The organism is Streptomyces sp. NPDC014870, from assembly GCF_043081505.1.
GTDB lineage: Bacteria > Actinomycetota > Actinomycetes > Streptomycetales > Streptomycetaceae > Streptomyces.
Window position 1 is genome coordinate 228,887 of record NZ_JBIBWQ010000008.1, and the last position, 15,622, is coordinate 244,508.

The 15,622-nt window shown below is 70.1% G+C and carries 12 protein-coding genes; 5 read left to right on the plus strand and 7 right to left on the minus strand.

Annotated elements, in window-relative coordinates; genetic code table 11:
* From ACF09C_RS23720 to ACF09C_RS23730, 3 genes are all read right to left on the minus strand, one after another.
* Window positions 1-561, minus strand: coding sequence for a hypothetical protein (locus tag ACF09C_RS23720; protein ID WP_392094022.1), 561 nt, complete (start codon window positions 559-561; stop codon window positions 1-3).
* A 73-nt stretch (window positions 562-634) separates the two neighbouring features.
* Window positions 635-898 (minus strand): TrbC/VirB2 family protein, encoded by a 264-nt coding sequence (locus tag ACF09C_RS23725; RefSeq protein ID WP_362010995.1) that lies wholly within the window; start codon window positions 896-898, stop codon window positions 635-637.
* 114 nt (window positions 899-1,012) lie between these two features.
* Window positions 1,013-2,737 (minus strand): conjugal transfer protein, encoded by a 1,725-nt coding sequence (locus ACF09C_RS23730; RefSeq protein ID WP_392094025.1) that lies wholly within the window; start codon window positions 2,735-2,737, stop codon window positions 1,013-1,015.
* Window positions 2,738-3,025: 288 nt separating this feature from the next.
* Between ACF09C_RS23730 and ACF09C_RS23735 the strand changes: the two genes are divergently transcribed.
* The 4 genes from ACF09C_RS23735 (at window position 3,026) to ACF09C_RS23750 (ending at window position 8,460) form a co-directional block, all read left to right on the plus strand.
* Window positions 3,026-3,541, plus strand: a complete 516-nt coding sequence (locus ACF09C_RS23735; RefSeq protein WP_392094027.1) for a hypothetical protein — start codon at window positions 3,026-3,028, stop codon at window positions 3,539-3,541.
* Between the two features lie 363 nt (window positions 3,542-3,904).
* Window positions 3,905-4,585, plus strand: coding sequence for a hypothetical protein (locus ACF09C_RS23740; RefSeq protein ID WP_392094028.1), 681 nt, complete (start codon window positions 3,905-3,907; stop codon window positions 4,583-4,585).
* A gap of 6 nt (window positions 4,586-4,591) precedes the next feature.
* The gene (locus tag ACF09C_RS23745) at window positions 4,592-6,709 is read left to right on the plus strand and encodes a peptidoglycan DD-metalloendopeptidase family protein (RefSeq protein ID WP_392094030.1); all 2,118 of its coding nucleotides are present in this window, start codon (window positions 4,592-4,594) and stop codon (window positions 6,707-6,709) included.
* 14 nt (window positions 6,710-6,723) lie between these two features.
* A complete protein-coding gene (locus tag ACF09C_RS23750) occupies window positions 6,724-8,460 on the plus strand; it encodes a type IV secretory system conjugative DNA transfer family protein (RefSeq protein WP_392094032.1) in 1,737 nt (578 codons plus the stop codon).
* Between the two features lie 51 nt (window positions 8,461-8,511).
* Here ACF09C_RS23750 and ACF09C_RS23755 read toward each other — a convergent pair whose 3' ends face one another.
* From ACF09C_RS23755 to ACF09C_RS23765, 3 genes are all read right to left on the minus strand, one after another.
* Window positions 8,512-9,030, minus strand: a complete 519-nt coding sequence (locus tag ACF09C_RS23755; RefSeq protein ID WP_392094033.1) for a hypothetical protein — start codon at window positions 9,028-9,030, stop codon at window positions 8,512-8,514.
* A 46-nt stretch (window positions 9,031-9,076) separates the two neighbouring features.
* Window positions 9,077-9,628, minus strand: a complete 552-nt coding sequence (locus ACF09C_RS23760) for a hypothetical protein (RefSeq protein WP_392094035.1) — start codon at window positions 9,626-9,628, stop codon at window positions 9,077-9,079.
* Window positions 9,629-10,248: 620 nt separating this feature from the next.
* Window positions 10,249-10,776 (minus strand): hypothetical protein, encoded by a 528-nt coding sequence (locus ACF09C_RS23765; protein WP_392094036.1) that lies wholly within the window; start codon window positions 10,774-10,776, stop codon window positions 10,249-10,251.
* A 97-nt stretch (window positions 10,777-10,873) separates the two neighbouring features.
* Between ACF09C_RS23765 and ACF09C_RS23770 the strand changes: the two genes are divergently transcribed.
* Complete coding sequence (locus ACF09C_RS23770) at window positions 10,874-13,816, plus strand: hypothetical protein (RefSeq protein WP_392094038.1); 2,943 nt, start codon at window positions 10,874-10,876, stop codon at window positions 13,814-13,816.
* Window positions 13,817-13,830: 14 nt separating this feature from the next.
* Here ACF09C_RS23770 and ACF09C_RS23775 read toward each other — a convergent pair whose 3' ends face one another.
* Window positions 13,831-15,567 carry an AAA family ATPase gene (locus tag ACF09C_RS23775; protein ID WP_392094040.1) on the minus strand — a complete coding sequence of 579 codons (1,737 nt, stop codon included), beginning with the start codon at window positions 15,565-15,567 and terminating at the stop codon, window positions 13,831-13,833.
* Window positions 15,568-15,622 lie beyond the last annotated feature (55 nt).

Consider the following 15,622-nt stretch of genomic DNA (forward strand, 5'->3'; position numbering starts at 1 on the left):
TCATCCTGCGGTCTCGGAGGAGGAGGGTGCGGCGGCGGAACGGGCTGACGCGCCGGGAGCCGGAATCGGAGGTTCGGTACCCCCGTACGACGAACCGTGGCGCGCGGCCTCGCCGAGCGCCTGCTCGTAACTCTGCTGCCAGCGCGGCGAACCCGGCTGCCACAGGATCACCTGCCAGTGCAGTTCCTGCGGTTCACGGTCGGCGGCCAGGCCCTGCAGCCGCTTCGGCTGCCACCAGTAGTCGGCCCAGACCACCAGCTGCTGGCTGAGGGTGAGGGCGGAGGGCAGCGGCCGGCCCCAGATGAAGTAGACGCCGAAGGGAGGGCCGAAGTAGAGCACCGACGTCAGCATCGACATGCCCAGGAAGGGCACGAAAGCGGAGAGCGAGAAGAGAGCGATCATCCACACCACCCCGAAGCCGAACGCCGCGCCCAGCGCGGGCAGCAGCAGGCCGGGGAGCGGGATGTTGCCCCAGTTCCAGATGCGCTTGGGCCGGTTGAGCAGGTCCGTATGGTCGTACGCGACCATCGGCTCCGGCTCTCCGGACACTTCCTGCGCCATCGGTCAATCCCCCTCTCTCTCGACGGCCGGTGCTCCTCCGAGGGCCGGGACCGCGCGGCCCCGGCCGGGTGGCTCAGTTGCCTTCGCCGCCGACCTGCTTGCCGAGGTCGATCAGCACACCGGCGAGACCGGTGGCGCCACCGATGATCAGGGCGGCAATGGCGATCATGCCGAAGCCCTGGAAGGCCTCACGCATGCCGTCGCCGCGCTTCATGGACATCAGCATGCGGATACCGAGGATGAGCAGGGCGATCACGGCGACCATCGTTCCGATGGTCGTGAGGATCTCCTGGATCTCGCCGAACATGCCCTCCAGCGAGGTCGCTGCCAGGTACATGATGTGTCCTTTCGATTCTGGGGATCGTGAGTGAAGAGCGGAAAGCGATGTGAAGGGATCGGGGAAGGGCGCGCCGGCGCCGAGAGGACGGATCGACCGGCGAGCGGTGCCCCGTCAGGGCTTGGGCGGCTTGGGCTGGCCGGTGGCCGGCTTCGTGGCCGGCGGCTTGGCCGCGCCGGTCGCGGGAGGCGGAGTGGCGGTACCGCCGGCCGGCGGGGTCTGCTGTCCGGGCGAAGGCGTGGCGCTCGGAGCCTCGGGGTCGGCGTCCCCCTGTCCGCCTGCCGGGTCGAGGAGGGCGCCGCGGATGTCCTTGATGAACCAGCCCTGCGCCGTGTTCACGACCGTCAGTCGGTAGGAGCGCTTGACCTGCGGGGTGGTCTCCTGACCGGGTGCGGATTCCGCACCGGCCCCGCCCCAGACGACCGTCACCCGCACCGGCACGGACTGCCCGTACTTGTACGTGACGGCACCGCTGTCGCCCGTGCCGGCCGGGGCCAGCGCCACGACCTCCTGGACCAGGGGGGCCGCCAGCGCTCCGGCAAGCCCGGACGTCGCGGCGACGGTGGCGTCGGGCGACGTGAACCGGGACATGGCAGTCGTGTCGGAGGAGCCCCAGGCCGTGAAGTAGCCGGGCAGCACCTGCGCCTTGAGCTGGTCGGAGAGCGTGTTGTCCACGACCTCGGAGTCACGGTCGATCTCCGGCGCGGTGCCCCGGCCGGGCAGCGGCATCTCACCGACGTCACCGACCACCCGCAGCCCTGAGCCGGACGCCGGGTTCGCGACGTACACGGGTACGGAGACGGCGGTGACGCGGCCTGTCGACAGCGTGACCTGGACGCCGAGGTAGCGGCCGTTCTTCCCGTACTCGGGCAGGTCCTCGATGGTGCCGTCCCAGACGGCACTCGTGACGCTCTGCGTGCCCTGGCCGTTCCAGCCGCAGTCGCGGTCGACGCCGGAGGTCGCGTAGCGGGCGAGTTCGTCACGCCGCTGCTCGGCGGCCTTGGCGTCGTACGTCAGGCAGAGCGTCGCGTACTTCTCCGCGAAGGTCGCGGCAGCCCGGGTCGGGAACTCGGTGAGTCGGTACTTCTGAAGGTCCTTCTTGCCGAGCGCGGCCGTCGGCGCGGAGGAGGACTTGCCGATGGCCAGGCCGACGACCCCGCACGAACCGAGCGCGAAGGCGCAGGCGGTGAAGAGCAGGGTGGCGCGGAGGGCGACGTGCGTGCCACGGCCCGTGGCCGGCAGGCGGCCACCGGGGCGCGGGACGACGAAGGAGGTACCGGCCGCGGTGCTCGCGGCGGCACCTGCCGGGGCGGGCGCGGTGGAGGCGCCGACGGGCGTGGGAGCGCCCGCAGGGGCGCCGACGGGCGTGGCGGCGGACGCCGGGGCGCCACCGCGCTTGCGGCTCTCCCGCTCGGCCTTCTTCGCCTCGTACGCGGCCTTCCGCTCGGCGCGCGCCTGCTCGCGGCGGTCCTTCTTGCTCGGTCCGGCAGGGCCCGGGGCCGGGTTCTGGCGCGGCGGCAGGGCCGGCACGGCGGCCTCGCCCGGCGGCACGGCGGCCTGCGGGGCACGCCGCGTCCAGGCAGCGGCCACCTGGGCGCGCGCGGCGTCGGAGGCCATCGGCGGCTGGGGCTGCGGCTGCTGCTGGGCGGGGGCGGGGTAGCCGTAGGGCGCGGGGGCCTGCTGAGGTACCTGCTGGGCTTGCTGAGGCTGCTGGGGGGCAGGCTGCTGCTGATGCGGCTGCTGCTGTCCGGCGGCCGTGCTCGGCGGCCCGAACTGCCCGGGCTGTGCGGGTGGTTGAGTCCCGCCAGTACCGCCGGCAGGGCTGTTGTGGTCCGTCATCGGCTCGATCTCCCCCCGCGTCTGATCCCGGCCGCCGGTCGGGCGCGGCGGGCCCTGGTGAGCCAGGTGCGGAGGGCAGTGTGGCAAACAGAGGGAGCGGCGACGCCTCGTTTTCCCCATCGAGGAAACGGAGGAGCGCCCGCGAGGAAAGACGAGGAAAGTGGATGTGATCGTGCGACCCCTCCGGGACTCGAGAACGCCCTTTCCCTCGGGCGGGCTCGGCACAATGCGGGTGCCCACGCGCCGCAGGGCGCACCGAAGCGTCCCCGACCTTCCCAAGGACGAGAGTTGAGCGACCAGACCGCAGGACCTGAGTACCCCGCATCTGCCGCCCCTCCGGCAGTGGCGCTGCCCCAGCAGCCCGCAGCGGAGGCCGCGTCGGCCGAACAGCCGGTGCCCGCGGCGGTTCCGGCGGCACCGAGGTACGACGCCAAGCACGCCTGGATCGACGGTTACGAGCCCGGCAATCCCTGGCAGTCGAGCCTCGTCCTCCAGACCGAGTTCGGCACGGTCGCGTACCCCCTCACGCCGAACACGATGCCCGAACTCCTGGAAGGCCTGGTCATCGTGGCCCAGGAGCAGCAGGGCATCGCGGGCGACCTGACCGGCGAGGAAACTGACGCCGACGGCGAGGACGAGGCCTCACCGCCCGCCGACGCCACCGGCCTCCACGACGGCCGCGCCGCCCGCCTGACAGGCTGGGCGGTCGTCCACGACCTCTGGGAACGCGAGGACCCGAGGGCCCGCTACATCATGGGCGGCGTGGTGGCGGTACTGCTGATTCTCGGGATCTTCCTGGCCTGAGGCCCTGATGGACTGCGGGCCCGATGACGACGCGGGCCGCCGGGCCGGCGCGGCAGGTGGCCGGATCGAGTGGGGGAACCTGGATGCCGACAGAGGCGCCCTTAGGGCTCGAGAGCCGCCGACCGTACCGGTTCCGCCCGTCCGGCGACGCGAACCGGGCCCTACGCCCTGAGCCGGCGGGTGGCTCCCCACCTCACCCGTGAGGATCCGTCACCGCCGCCTCCACGACTTCCCCACACGCCGTCGTTTTCCCTTCTTTCCTCACCCCGTCCCCTGCTTTCCCCGGCGGGGAAAACATGCCGTCCCCTCCCCGTCTCTCCCCCTACCGTGGCTCGGCAACCTGACTGAGGGAGGCCCGGGACGGTGGAGTCACCCGCCGACAACAAGCGAAACGCGGCACTCGCCCTGGCGGTACTGGGGCTCCTGATGGTCGGCGCCCTCGTGGTGCTGACCCTCTTCAACGGAGACGAAGACACCTCCGGCGAGACGTCCGAGGGCTCGTCCGCGCCCTCCGCACCCGCTGAGGGGGGTTCCGGGTCCGGATCCTCCGACAACAAGGGCGGTGTCTCCGACGCGGGCGCCGTCAAGCCGATCCTCGCGCCGGCCGAGGCCGCCGCCGCGCACAAGGTGATGTCCGACTACATGGTCGGCCTCAACACCTACGCGCACACCGACAAGAACGCCTCCTGGGCGGCGCCGCTCCTCGTGTTGACCACCGATGACCGGCAGTTGCGGCAGGACACCGCGCTCCCCACCGGCAAGGCCTGGGACACCTGCGTGGCCGCCAAATGCGCCTCGCGCGGCAAGGCGACCGTTCTCCGCGACGCGATGGTCGCCGACGATCTCGTCAACGGCAGCGGCATCACGCTCTCCAGCCTGGTCGAAGTGACCGCGACCCGCAGCGAGGACGGCCGCAACACCGGTACGGAGACCAACTCCTGGCTCGTGACCGTCCAGGGCACCCGCGGTGGCTCCTGGCTGGTGTCCAACGTGTCGATCTACGGGCTCGGCAACGTCGGCGCGTCCGACCAGGCGGGAGGGTAAGCGCCGATGGTGGCTCCTGCCGTGCTCGCGGCCGCCGCCAAGGCGGCCAAGGTCGCCAAGGCGGCGAAAGCCGCCAAGGACGTCGCCCAGACCGCACGCCAAGGCGGCGGAGGAGGACAGGGCGGCCCCGGCGGTCAGAAGAAGGGCAACCTCAAGCTGTGGCTGCTCCTGGGCGCGGGCGGTCTGTTGCCGATCGGTGGCATCGGCTTCGTCATCCTCATCATGATCGCCGGCCTTGTGGGTGGCATCGGCGGCGGTACGGCGGCGGCAGCCTGCGGCGACTACGGCGAGAACGCCGAGGCCGGCAACACCGGTGACGCGGCCGCCACGTCCCCCATCGTGCCCGCGGGCAAGATGTACCTGCCGAGCGCGACCGCCCGGAACGAGATACCCCCGAAGATGATCCTCGCCGCCATGCGCGCGGCCGCCCGCTACGACGGGCTCGACTGGACGCTCATCGCGGGGCAGATGTACCAGGAGACCAAGTACGGGCAGGACCCGTCGGCGGCGCCCGGCGGCAAGAACAGCGCCGGTTACATGGGCATCCTCCAGTTCGGCACGCCCGCGTGGACCGACTACGGCGCCGACGGCAACGGCGACGGCAAGAAGGACCTCTACAACATCGACGACGCGGCCTTCGCCGCCGCCAACTTCCTGCACGCGATGAAGGCGGAGACCAACGCCTGGAACGCGCTGATGCGGTACTCGGGCTCCCGCCCCAGCAACACCATCTACATGCGCGTCGTGTTGACCCAGGCCGCCCGCTACCGCGGCAACCTGACCGGCGAGAAGGACCTCATCACCGACTGGTACGCGCACCTGAAGCGCACCGTCGAGAAGAACCCGAACTTCCCGACGCTCGGCCAGCAGTCGGACATCCCGGAGCCGGTCGGCAACAACGCCGACCCGTCGAGCGCGCTGAGCGTCGCGTCCTCGCCGCCCCGTTCCTGGTCCACCCCGCCCCTGGACGGGGACGGCTCCACGACCACGCAGGCCATGGCACTCGCGCCCCAGGGCGGCATAACCGAGGCCGTGCCGATGTCCCTCGCAGCCGTCCCCGCGGCCCCCGCCCCCGACCCGGACGCGACCGCGAGCGGCAAGGACTGGCAGTGGCCGCTGAAGCAGGGCACGTACCAGATCGGCTCCAAGTACAAGCAGCGCGGCGGCATGTGGAGCCTCGGCTACCACACCGGCCTCGACCTGATCGCTCCCGTCGGCACCGCCATCTACGCGCCGGCCGACGGCAAGATCGTCAAGGCCGGATCCGGCGGCGCGTACGGCAACGAGACGCACATCGAGCACGCGAACGGCGTCATCACGCAGTACGCGCACCAGTCCACGCGGAACGTCAAGGTCGGGGACCAGGTCAAGCGCGGCGACCAGATCGGCGCCGTCGGCATGACCGGCAACACCAGCGGCCCGCACCTGCACTGGGAGGTCCGCGTCCCGGGCGTCGACAACCCGTTCGTCGGTGGCCAGGACAACGGCCCCGGCATGGTCGACCCCGAGGACTGGCTGAACGGCAAGATCACCGCCAACCCCGACTACGGCACCGCGCCCGGCGGCGGCGACGGCCGTGACGCCGAGTACGCCAACTGCGCCGAGGGCGGCGGCGGCACGCCGGTCGCTCCCGACGGCGCCGGAATCACGGGCGTCCTGCCCGACTCCGACGACCCGGTGGTCCGGGCGGCGCTCGGCTGGGCGCAGCGCGGCATCGGCAAGCCGTACGTGTGGGGCGCGCCGCGCCTCCAGGGCAACAACCCGACGTCGTTCGACTGCTCCAGCTTCACGCAGTGGGCGTACTACCAGGCCAGCGGCGGCAAGATCAACATCGGGGCGGTGACGTACGACCAGGAGGACAAGCTCGCGGCGTACAAGGTCGATCTCGACAAGGCACAGCCCGGCGACGTGATCTTCTGGCGACCCGGCCCCAGGGGCCCGGAGCACGTCGGGCTCGTCTGGGACCCGAAGGGCAAGAAGGTCCTGCACGCGCCGCGCGCCGGCAAGAACGTCGAGTTCAGCACCTGGGACGTGCAGGGCCAGATCTACGGCGTCTACCGGGTCCCGATCCCGGCCGGCACCAACCCGGCCGAGGCCGGCGGCAACGGCGACGAGCATGCGTAAGAAAGGTCCAAGACATGTCCGCTGAGCAGAAGAAGAGACCACGTGCGGAGGACGACTGGACGTACGAGATCGTCGGTCTCGTCGCCGTCCTCCTGGTGGTGCTCTGCGGCGCCTGGGGCGCCGCGTACCTCGGCGCGTCCTTCGACGACGCGCCGACCCCGGCCGGCAACCCCTTCTCGTTCGCGGTGGAGCTCGCGAAGGGCGACTACGCCTGGCCGGGCAGTGCGGCGAGCGCGGTGGCCGCGGGCGAGGCGGTCCTGCTCCTCGTCCTCGTCCTCTGGGCGTACCGCCTGCGTCAGCGCTCGAAGCGGAAGCCCGGGGTCGACTCGGCCGCCCAGCACCTGGCGAAGGGCGAGCAGCTCGGCAAGCTGACGATGAAGGGCGCGGCGGCGACCGCGGAGCGCCTCGGCGTCATGAGCCAGGTCCCCGGCGTGTTCATCGGCCGTTCCGTCAAGGGCAAGCAGCCGCTGTTCGGCTCCTTCGAGGACATGCACGTGGACATCTGGGGCCCGCGTACGGGCAAGACGACCCGCCGCGCCATCCCGGCGATCCTGGACGGCCCCGGCGCGGTCCTCGTGACGTCCAACAAGCGGGACATCGTCGACGCCACGCGCGGCCCGCGCCAGGCGGTCGGCCCGGTCTGGGTGTTCGACCCGCAGCAGGTGGCGACGGAGCCGCCGTCGTGGTGGTGGAACCCGCTCTCGTACGTCACCGATGTCGCCAAGGCCCGTAAGCTGGCCGACCACTTCGCGTCCGGCTCGCGCGACCCGAACGCCTCCACGGACGCGTACTTCGACCCGGCCGGCCAGGACCTCCTGGCCAACCTGCTCCTCTCGGCGGCCACCGCGAACGCGCCGATCACCCAGGTCTACACCTGGCTGGCCAACCCCAAGGACGACACCCCGGAGCGCATCCTGCGCAAGGCCGGGCACACGATGCCTGCGGACGCGCTGAACGGCGTCCTCACCGCGCCCGACAAGCAGCGCAGCGGTATCTACGGCGTGGCCCAGCAGATGGCTTCGTGCCTGATCAACCCCGAGATCAACAAGTGGGTCACGCCGCTCGACCAGACGGACACGCGCCCGCAGTTCAACCCCCACGAGTTCGTGCGCAGCCGGGGCACCCTCTACTCCCTGTCCCGCGAGGGCACGGACTCGGCGGGCCCCCTGGTGACGGCCCTGACGGTGGCGACGGTCGAGGCGGCCGAGGAGTACGCGACCACCCAGCGCGGCGGCCGTCTCCCGCAGCCCCTGGTCGGCGTCCTCGACGAGGCGGCCAACGTCTGCCGCTGGCGGGCCCTGCCCGACCTGTACTCGCACTACGGCTCGCGCGGCATCATCCTCATGACGATCCTCCAGTCCTGGGCACAGGGCGTCGAGGTGTGGGGCGACCGCGGCATGGAGAAGCTGTGGTCGGCCGCGAACATCCGCGTCTACGGCGGCGGTGTCTCCGACACCCGCTTCCTCGGCGACCTCTCGGACCTGGCGGGCGAGTACGAGCACCGCGACTACTCGACGACCCGCGAGTCGGAGCACGGCCACTGGTCGGGCAACCGCACGGTCAACGAGTCCGTCCGCCGCGAACGCGTCCTCCACGTCTCGGACCTGGGCTCCATGCCCCCCGGCCGAGCCCTGGTCCTGGCCTCCGGCACGAAGCCGGTCCTGGTCGAGACGATCCCGTGGTGGGAGGGCCCCTACGCCCAGTCGGTCCAGGCCTCCTTGGCCACGTACGACCCGGGCGCGAAGCGCTGACAAGACCGTCACATCCGTGTGGGCGGGGCCGACGGCCCCGCCCACACGCGGTCACTGCTGGGGCGTGCGCGGGGGACGGCTGACCTCGTCGAGGACGGCTCGGGCGAGCTCGACGTTGCCTTCGAGGATGTCGCGGTCGAAATTCCCCGGTTCACGTCGATACCGCGCCTTGCCGACCTCTGAAGTGAACGCACTCGCAGGAATGGAATCAGCGCCCGACGGCAGAAACTTCAGCATCTCCTCATAGGCCGCGACGGTATAGGCCACCGCGTCACGCAGCTTGTAGTGCTCGGACTCGGGAGAGTTGAGCAGCTGGATCCCGACCGACTCGGAAATACGACCCGCGACCTCCGCGAACTCCCCAGGATCGATGATCTGGGAGGGCTGAGCACCGCCGAATGCAGGCGGTGGCGGAGGAATCTCCTCGGCCATCCTGAACTCGAAACGACGAGTCGTCCCACACTGCCGGCAGGCGCCCTCGTACACGGCCACGATGTCGTCGCCGTGCTGCTCCAGCCGGTGCTGACGGTCGAAGTCGCCGGAACCGCAGGCGCAGGGATGCAGATCCATGTACAGATGTGCTTCGAACGATGAGCGCGCTGTCAACATGGGAACCCTACGGTGAGCTGACGTGGTCGATGTCGGCCAGGACCGCACGGGCGTTCTTGAGGTAGATGTCGATCAGCCGGCGGCTGAACTTCCCCGGGTCCTGCCTGTATCGGCCCAGCCCCGCCTCCGAGGTGAAGGAAGTGACCGGAACCGCATCCTGACCAAGCGGAATGAACTTCAGAACTTCTTCGTACGCCGCGATGCAGTAGACCATTGAATCGCGCAGCTTGTGATGTTCGGACTCAGGAGAGTTGAGGAGTTGAAGTCCTGTGGACTCAGAGATCCGAAACGCGACATCGAGGAATTCCCCGGGGTCGATGATCTGCGAGGGTTCGGGACCGCCGAAGGCGGGCGGAGGCGGCGGAATCTCCTCAGCCATGCGGAATTCGAAGCGGCGAAGGGCTCCGCACTGCCGACACGCGCCCTCGTACACGGCCACCAGGTCATCTCCGTACTGCTCCAGCCGGTGCTGACGATCGCAGTCGCCGGCACCGCACTCCGCACAGCGGTGCAGATCCATGTACAGATGCGCCTCGAACGATGAACGAGCAGCCAACATAGCTAGATTCTAAGGGTTGTTCGATCATTCTGACGTGAAGAGCCCGTGGGAGGGACATCACGTGGACGGTTCGATCGATCCACGCCTGCTGGCGGACCGCGGCGGGCACATCGGGCAACACTGGTGGCGGCGACCCGAAGCAAGTTGCGTGATGGGCTTCGGGGGCTACGGTGATCGTTTCGGTCCGCTAGGCCCGGCCTGGACAGAGGAACGAACGCCCCAGGAGTACTTGGCCATCCAGGACTCCTAGGCAACGCCTTGGCCCTCTGGCTGGACGCCGCACCGATGCCGACGCCCCTGATCGCCCAGTTGGCGATGTACAGGACGAGCGACCAGTACATCGTTGCGTTTCCGAAGGTCGCCTCGGGAGCGCATGACGGGACTATTCGTCTGCGAAGTGGCTGAACTCGTCACCGCACGGGAGCGGTCGAGCCAGAGCTTGACGCCGGTACGCGAGAGCCTTCTGAGGCGTGAGGCCGACATCAGCCATCGGCTTGAACTGTCGAGTCGGGACCACGGCCGTATCGGCGAACTGAACCAGGCTGCCAATCGTACTGCCGCGCATCATCTGTCCGATCAGGAGCGAGCAGTAGTTCGCTTCGAACGCTCCGCCCTGGCGACTATTGGGGGGCGCGCGGGGGACGGCTGACCTCGTCGATGTCGTCGAGGACGGCTTGGGCGTCCTCGACATTGCCCTCAAGGATGTCGCGGTCGAACTTGCCTGGAGCACGCCTGTAGCGGGCCTTGCCCACTTCCGAGGTGAAGGCACTCGCCGGCACGGAATCCTGCCCCGGCGGGAGAAACTTCAGGATCTCTTCAAAGGCCGCAACCGTGTAGGCCACCGAGTCGCGGAACTTGTAGTGCTCGGACTCGGGGGTGTTGAGCAACCGGACACCGACGGACTCGGAGATCCGGAAGGCGACCTCCGCGAACTCCCCCGGGTCGATGATCTGCGAGGGCTGCGCTCCACCGAAAGCAGGCGGCGGCGGGGGAATCTCCTCGGCCATCTGGAACTCGAAACGACGAGTCGTCCCACACTGCCGGCAGGCGCCCTCGTACACCGCCACGATGGCGTCGCCATGCCGCTCCAGCCGGTGCTGCCGGTCGAAGTCGCTGGAACCGCACTCGCTGCAGCCGTGCAGGTCCATGTACAGGTGTGCTTCGAACGATGAGCGCGCTGTCAACATGGCATGATTCTAAGGGCTGTTCGACAATGCGGCGGAAAGAGTCCCGGGGGAGCATCACATGGACAGGTTTACCGATCCCCGCGTGCTGGCGGATGTTCTGGCATCGGAGGCCGAAGAGACCAGGGCTAGGCAGCTGAGCGTCCGGCAGGCGGCGCTCGTCGCAGTGGCCGAGGCCGAGATGGAGAGCATCGCGTCGGCGGTCCTTGGAGAGCGGTTCGGATCGCTCGAACGCGCCCTGACGAAGGGGGAATCCCCACCTCGCGAATATCTCGCGCTACGGGCTGCACAGGTAGAGCCGGCGGCGCTCTGGCTGGACGCCATTCCGATGCCGACTGGCACGATCGCCACAACCTCGACCAACACGACGTCAAACCAGTACATCGTCCAGGTATCCGACCGTCTGCCGCAGGAACTCCTGAGGCGGGTTCTGGCTCACGAGGTCGGTGAACTCGCGGCCGTGCATGAGCGGTCCAGCCAAGGCCTGACGCCGGTGCGCGAGAACCTCCTGGAACAAGGTACGGAATTCGGTGAGCACCCGGAGTTGTCCAGTCGGGATCACGGACGCATCGGAGAGCTGAACTGGCTGGCGAGCCGCGCGGTCGACGCGAATCTCGCTGAACAGTCGCGGTCCGAGGCGCGATTCGAATTCTCCGCATACCTCGATCAGTGCGGCCTCAGACCCATGGCAGCCGTTTCCGATATCGAGACATATGCCCCCGAAGAACGAGCGGCCCGAGTCCGGCGATTCGCCTCAAAGGACTTCTTGTCGCTCGAATCCGAACGCCTCGTACGCGAGCTCGCCCTCCCCATCGAGCAACTCGACCCCGCCGACGCCTCAGCCCTCCAAGCCTCACGAGAGGCGGCCGTCGTCGCGCAGCGGCAGGTCGAGGCGTTCATCGGGCGGCGCGACATCACCATGCCCATGCCGGGCTACGACCAGAACGGCGTGCCGCTCCCCCGTGAGCAGGTGGGGCCGGCCTCGGTGCAGTGGGCGGACTACCGCGGTCAGATGGGTGAGCTTGCCGCGCAGACGGTGGAGAACCAGAACGCGGCGGGCGAGATCCCGCTGCGCAAGGTGACGATCGGCGGAGGCGCGAGCCTGTCCGGGCGTGACGATGAGGCCCTGCTCATCGACGCCGTGGGCCGCTGGCACCTGGATCCCGGCAAGGGGATCGTCCAGTCGGCGGACCAGGACCGGGACCTGGCGCAATGGATGGGCGTCGATCCGTACCAGGCCGTCGACGAGCCCGGCGACCGTATCTCCATTGACGCGGTACGCCTCTGGGAGGACCAGCTGGCCACCCAGGGCGATGTGGTGAACGGTCGAGCCCACCTGAGGCTCGACGAGAACGGCACGCTGCTCGCCGAGGCGCAGGCCTTCAACAGGGACGGCAGCGAGCGTGGTGGGGCACCTCTGCTGGTGCGGGTCGACGGTACTCCCAATGTCGCGACGGGCCTGACCCCCGAAGTGGTGCCCGGAATCGCACGCGACAACGGCGAACTCGGGCCGGGTGTGGAGAGCCGCAGCGAAGCCGTACGGCTGATCAGCGAGCGGCTCCAGGAACTCGAAGGGCAGAATGTCGCCGGAGCGAGCGAGCTTCGAGGGCAGCTCACCGATGCCGAGCGGACCGGAGCCGACGCCGCGACGGTCCTCGCCGCGGTCAACTCCTCCAACCTTCGTGGGGCCCTGGTCGACGGGCTGGGTGATGGGCCCGTCAAGCGGCGCCTGCAAGGCTGCTTCACGACGCTGGATGCCACCGAGAAGTGGGAGACGGCGAGGGAGGCAGCCCCTGGGCGCGTGCTGATGGGCGACGAGGTGGCCGAGAACCGCTTCAACCCGGCGGACGCCGAGCACTGGATCGTCGCCGGTTCCGGCGGGACGGGGGTCGCCAACGCGGAGATCATCCTGCGGGAGAACCCCAACGCGAAGGTAACCATCATTGGTGCGGCACCGCCGCCGGCGCTGGAGCACCAAGTGCAGTTCCCGGAGATGCGGGAGGAGTTCAAGGGCCGCCTGAACTTCGTCACCGCGCGCGTGGGCGCCATCGAAACCTTCCAGGGCGAGGATGGCAGGACTTCGTTCAGGCTGGAATACCCGGGCGAGAACGAGGGCGATCCGAAGAGGGTGCTCGAAGGCGACGGTTACGTCGCCAGCCTCGGCCGTACCAACCCCCTTCCCCCCGCCCTGCAGACATTGGCGAACCAGGTGCGGGACAACCGCGGGCAGGTCACCGGCGACCTGATGTTCGACCAGGACGACCAGTACATCGGCTACGGGTTGACCTTCCGTACCGAGGACGGCAAGGAGCATCGGGTCGACGTGGACGGAGCCGCCTCCTGGCAGCTTCCGCGCGAAGTGTTCACGCCCGAGTCGGGCATCCAGCAGCGGCTGAACGCGATGGGCGCCCGCGCCCTGCCCGCCGAGACCGGCAACGCCTCGCCCGGGTTCTCCCCCATCGCCCGGCAGAGCGCGCTCCGGGCACGGGCCGTGGCCGCGGAGCAGGCCGGAGACGAGAACGCCGTGCAGCGGATACAGGACATCCCGCTCCGATGGCGGCCGCCGGAGCTCTCTGCGCCGACCAAGGACGCGGACGGGCCCTCGAACTCCCCGAGCCCGGCGACGCCGACCCAGCAGCAGGAAGCGACCACGGAGCAGGGCGTGACGCCCCAGCGGCAGGAGACCGTGAAGGAGGGAGCAGTTCCCCAGCAGCCTCAGCAGACCGCGCGTCAGGGGACCGCGCAGGAAGGAGCCGCACCCCCGCCGCAGCCCAAGCCCACCGCCGCCGTCCCGCAGCAGAGGCCGCCCACACCCCCGGCACCCACGCAAGCCCCCGCCCCGGCGCCCACCCCCGCCCCCCAGCCCCCCCGACCCGGGCAGCAGTTCTTGCCGGGGGTACAGGTGACCGGCCGGCGGAGTGCCACCGCGCCCACCCAGCCGCAGCAGGCGCCCCCGGACCAGCAGCGCCCCGGGCCGAACAGGGGGCCGGGGATGGGTGATTGAGCGCCATCAGCCGGTCAGGTGGTCGACGGCGGGAGGCTCTCCGTGAGTTCGCGGTACGCGGTCGTGATGTCGGCCATCAGGAGTGTCGTGACCTCCTCCGGCGACGGGGTTCCCGTGCTGCCGTGGAGATCGTAGACGCGCAGGTCCCGGGCGACGGACGCCTTGCGGGCGAGTTCGCGCGCGAAGCGGCCGTTGCCGAGGGGGTCGACGAGGTCCCGGTCGACAGCGAGGTGGCACGACGTACGGAGGGCGGTCTCCGCGTCCTGGGTGAGTACGTCTCCCTGGCCGGCGACGAAGGACTTCGCGATCAGGACCAGCTCCTCGGCGGAGTACGACGGGAAATCGACCCGCGTACTGAAGCGGGAGGCCAGGCCCGGGTTGCTGGAGAGCAGGTCGTTCATCTCGCCCGGGTACCCGGCAAGGACCACGATGAGCCGGTTCCGGTCGTCCTCCGCCCGCTTGAGGAGGACCTGCATCGCCTCCTTGCCGAAGGCGTCACCGCCCGTGTAGCCGGTGTTGGACAGGCCGTACGCCTCGTCGATGAAGAGGACCCCGTCCAGGGCCCGGTCGATGACCCCGGACGTCTTGAGCGCCGTCTCCCCGAGGTGCTGCCCCACGAGGTCGACGCGCTGGGCCTCGATCACGTGGCCGCGGTCCAGCAGGCCCAGGCCGGCGAAGATCTTGCCGACGACGCGGGCGACCGTCGTCTTGCCCGTCCCGGGCGGACCCGCGAAGACCAGGTGCAACGGCGCCGGCGAGGCGGCGAGACCCTGGCCCCTGCGGACCACCGCCATCCGCAGCTGCGCCGACAACGCCCGCACCTGGCGCTTCACGGGCGCGAGGCCGATCATCGCCTCCAGCTCGGCCATCGCCTCGTCCAGCAGAGCGGCCCGCTCCTCGTCGCTCAGGCCGCCGCCTCCGGAGGCGCCGTCGGAGGAGGGCGAGCGCCGCGCCGCCTGCGCGGGGCCGGCGCCCTCGGCCGGTACCCGCTCGCCCCGCGGAACCGCCGCGTTCGCCCGCTCGGCCACATCGGCCAGGCCGGGGCTGTACCGGAACGCCGTCTGGAACTGCTTCAGCGCTTCCTCCGCGCGCCCCAGCTCCTCGTACGCCCGCCCCCGCAGGTAGGCAAGTTCGCCGAGGAAGGCGGCGTCGTTCCCCAGCGCCCGAGGTAGCGGGTTCAGGACGTTGAGCGCCTCGTGGCAGACGCCCTGGGCGATGAGCCCGGCCGCGACGTAGAGCTGCGACTCGTCCCGCAGTTGCGCGTCACGGATGCCCTCGGCGGACGACAGGAGCACCGACCACCGCTTGGCCAGCAGGGCGTACCGCGCGCAGACGAAGCGGGTCTCGTCGCAGTCGAGGACGGCGTGGGAGAGCATGTGCCCGGCCGCGTCGAGCTGACCGTCCTCCAGGTGCTTCGTGGCCCGCGCGAGCCACAGGTCGCGGGACGTCTCCAGCCGGAAGGTCACGTAACGCCCGATCCGGAACCGGGACAGCAGCCTCCGCTGCAGCTTCGTACGCAGGGCCCCGAAGGCGCGGGCGTTGTCGTGCATCGCCTCCAGGGCCTGGCCCTGGCTGTGGCCGGTGGCGTGGAGGCCCAGCCAGGCGTCGGCGGCCAGGGGGTTGTAGTCGATGGCGGTACTGAAGGCGTCGGCGGCGGCGGACCAGTTGCGCATCCTCAACTGCGTGACGCCCTCGAGCCAGGCCTGCTCGCTCTTCCTCATCGCCCGCCACGACACGTGCGTCTCCGTCACGAAGGTCCCCCCGCTGTCATCGGATGCCTACAGACAGCATCATCGACGACAGCGG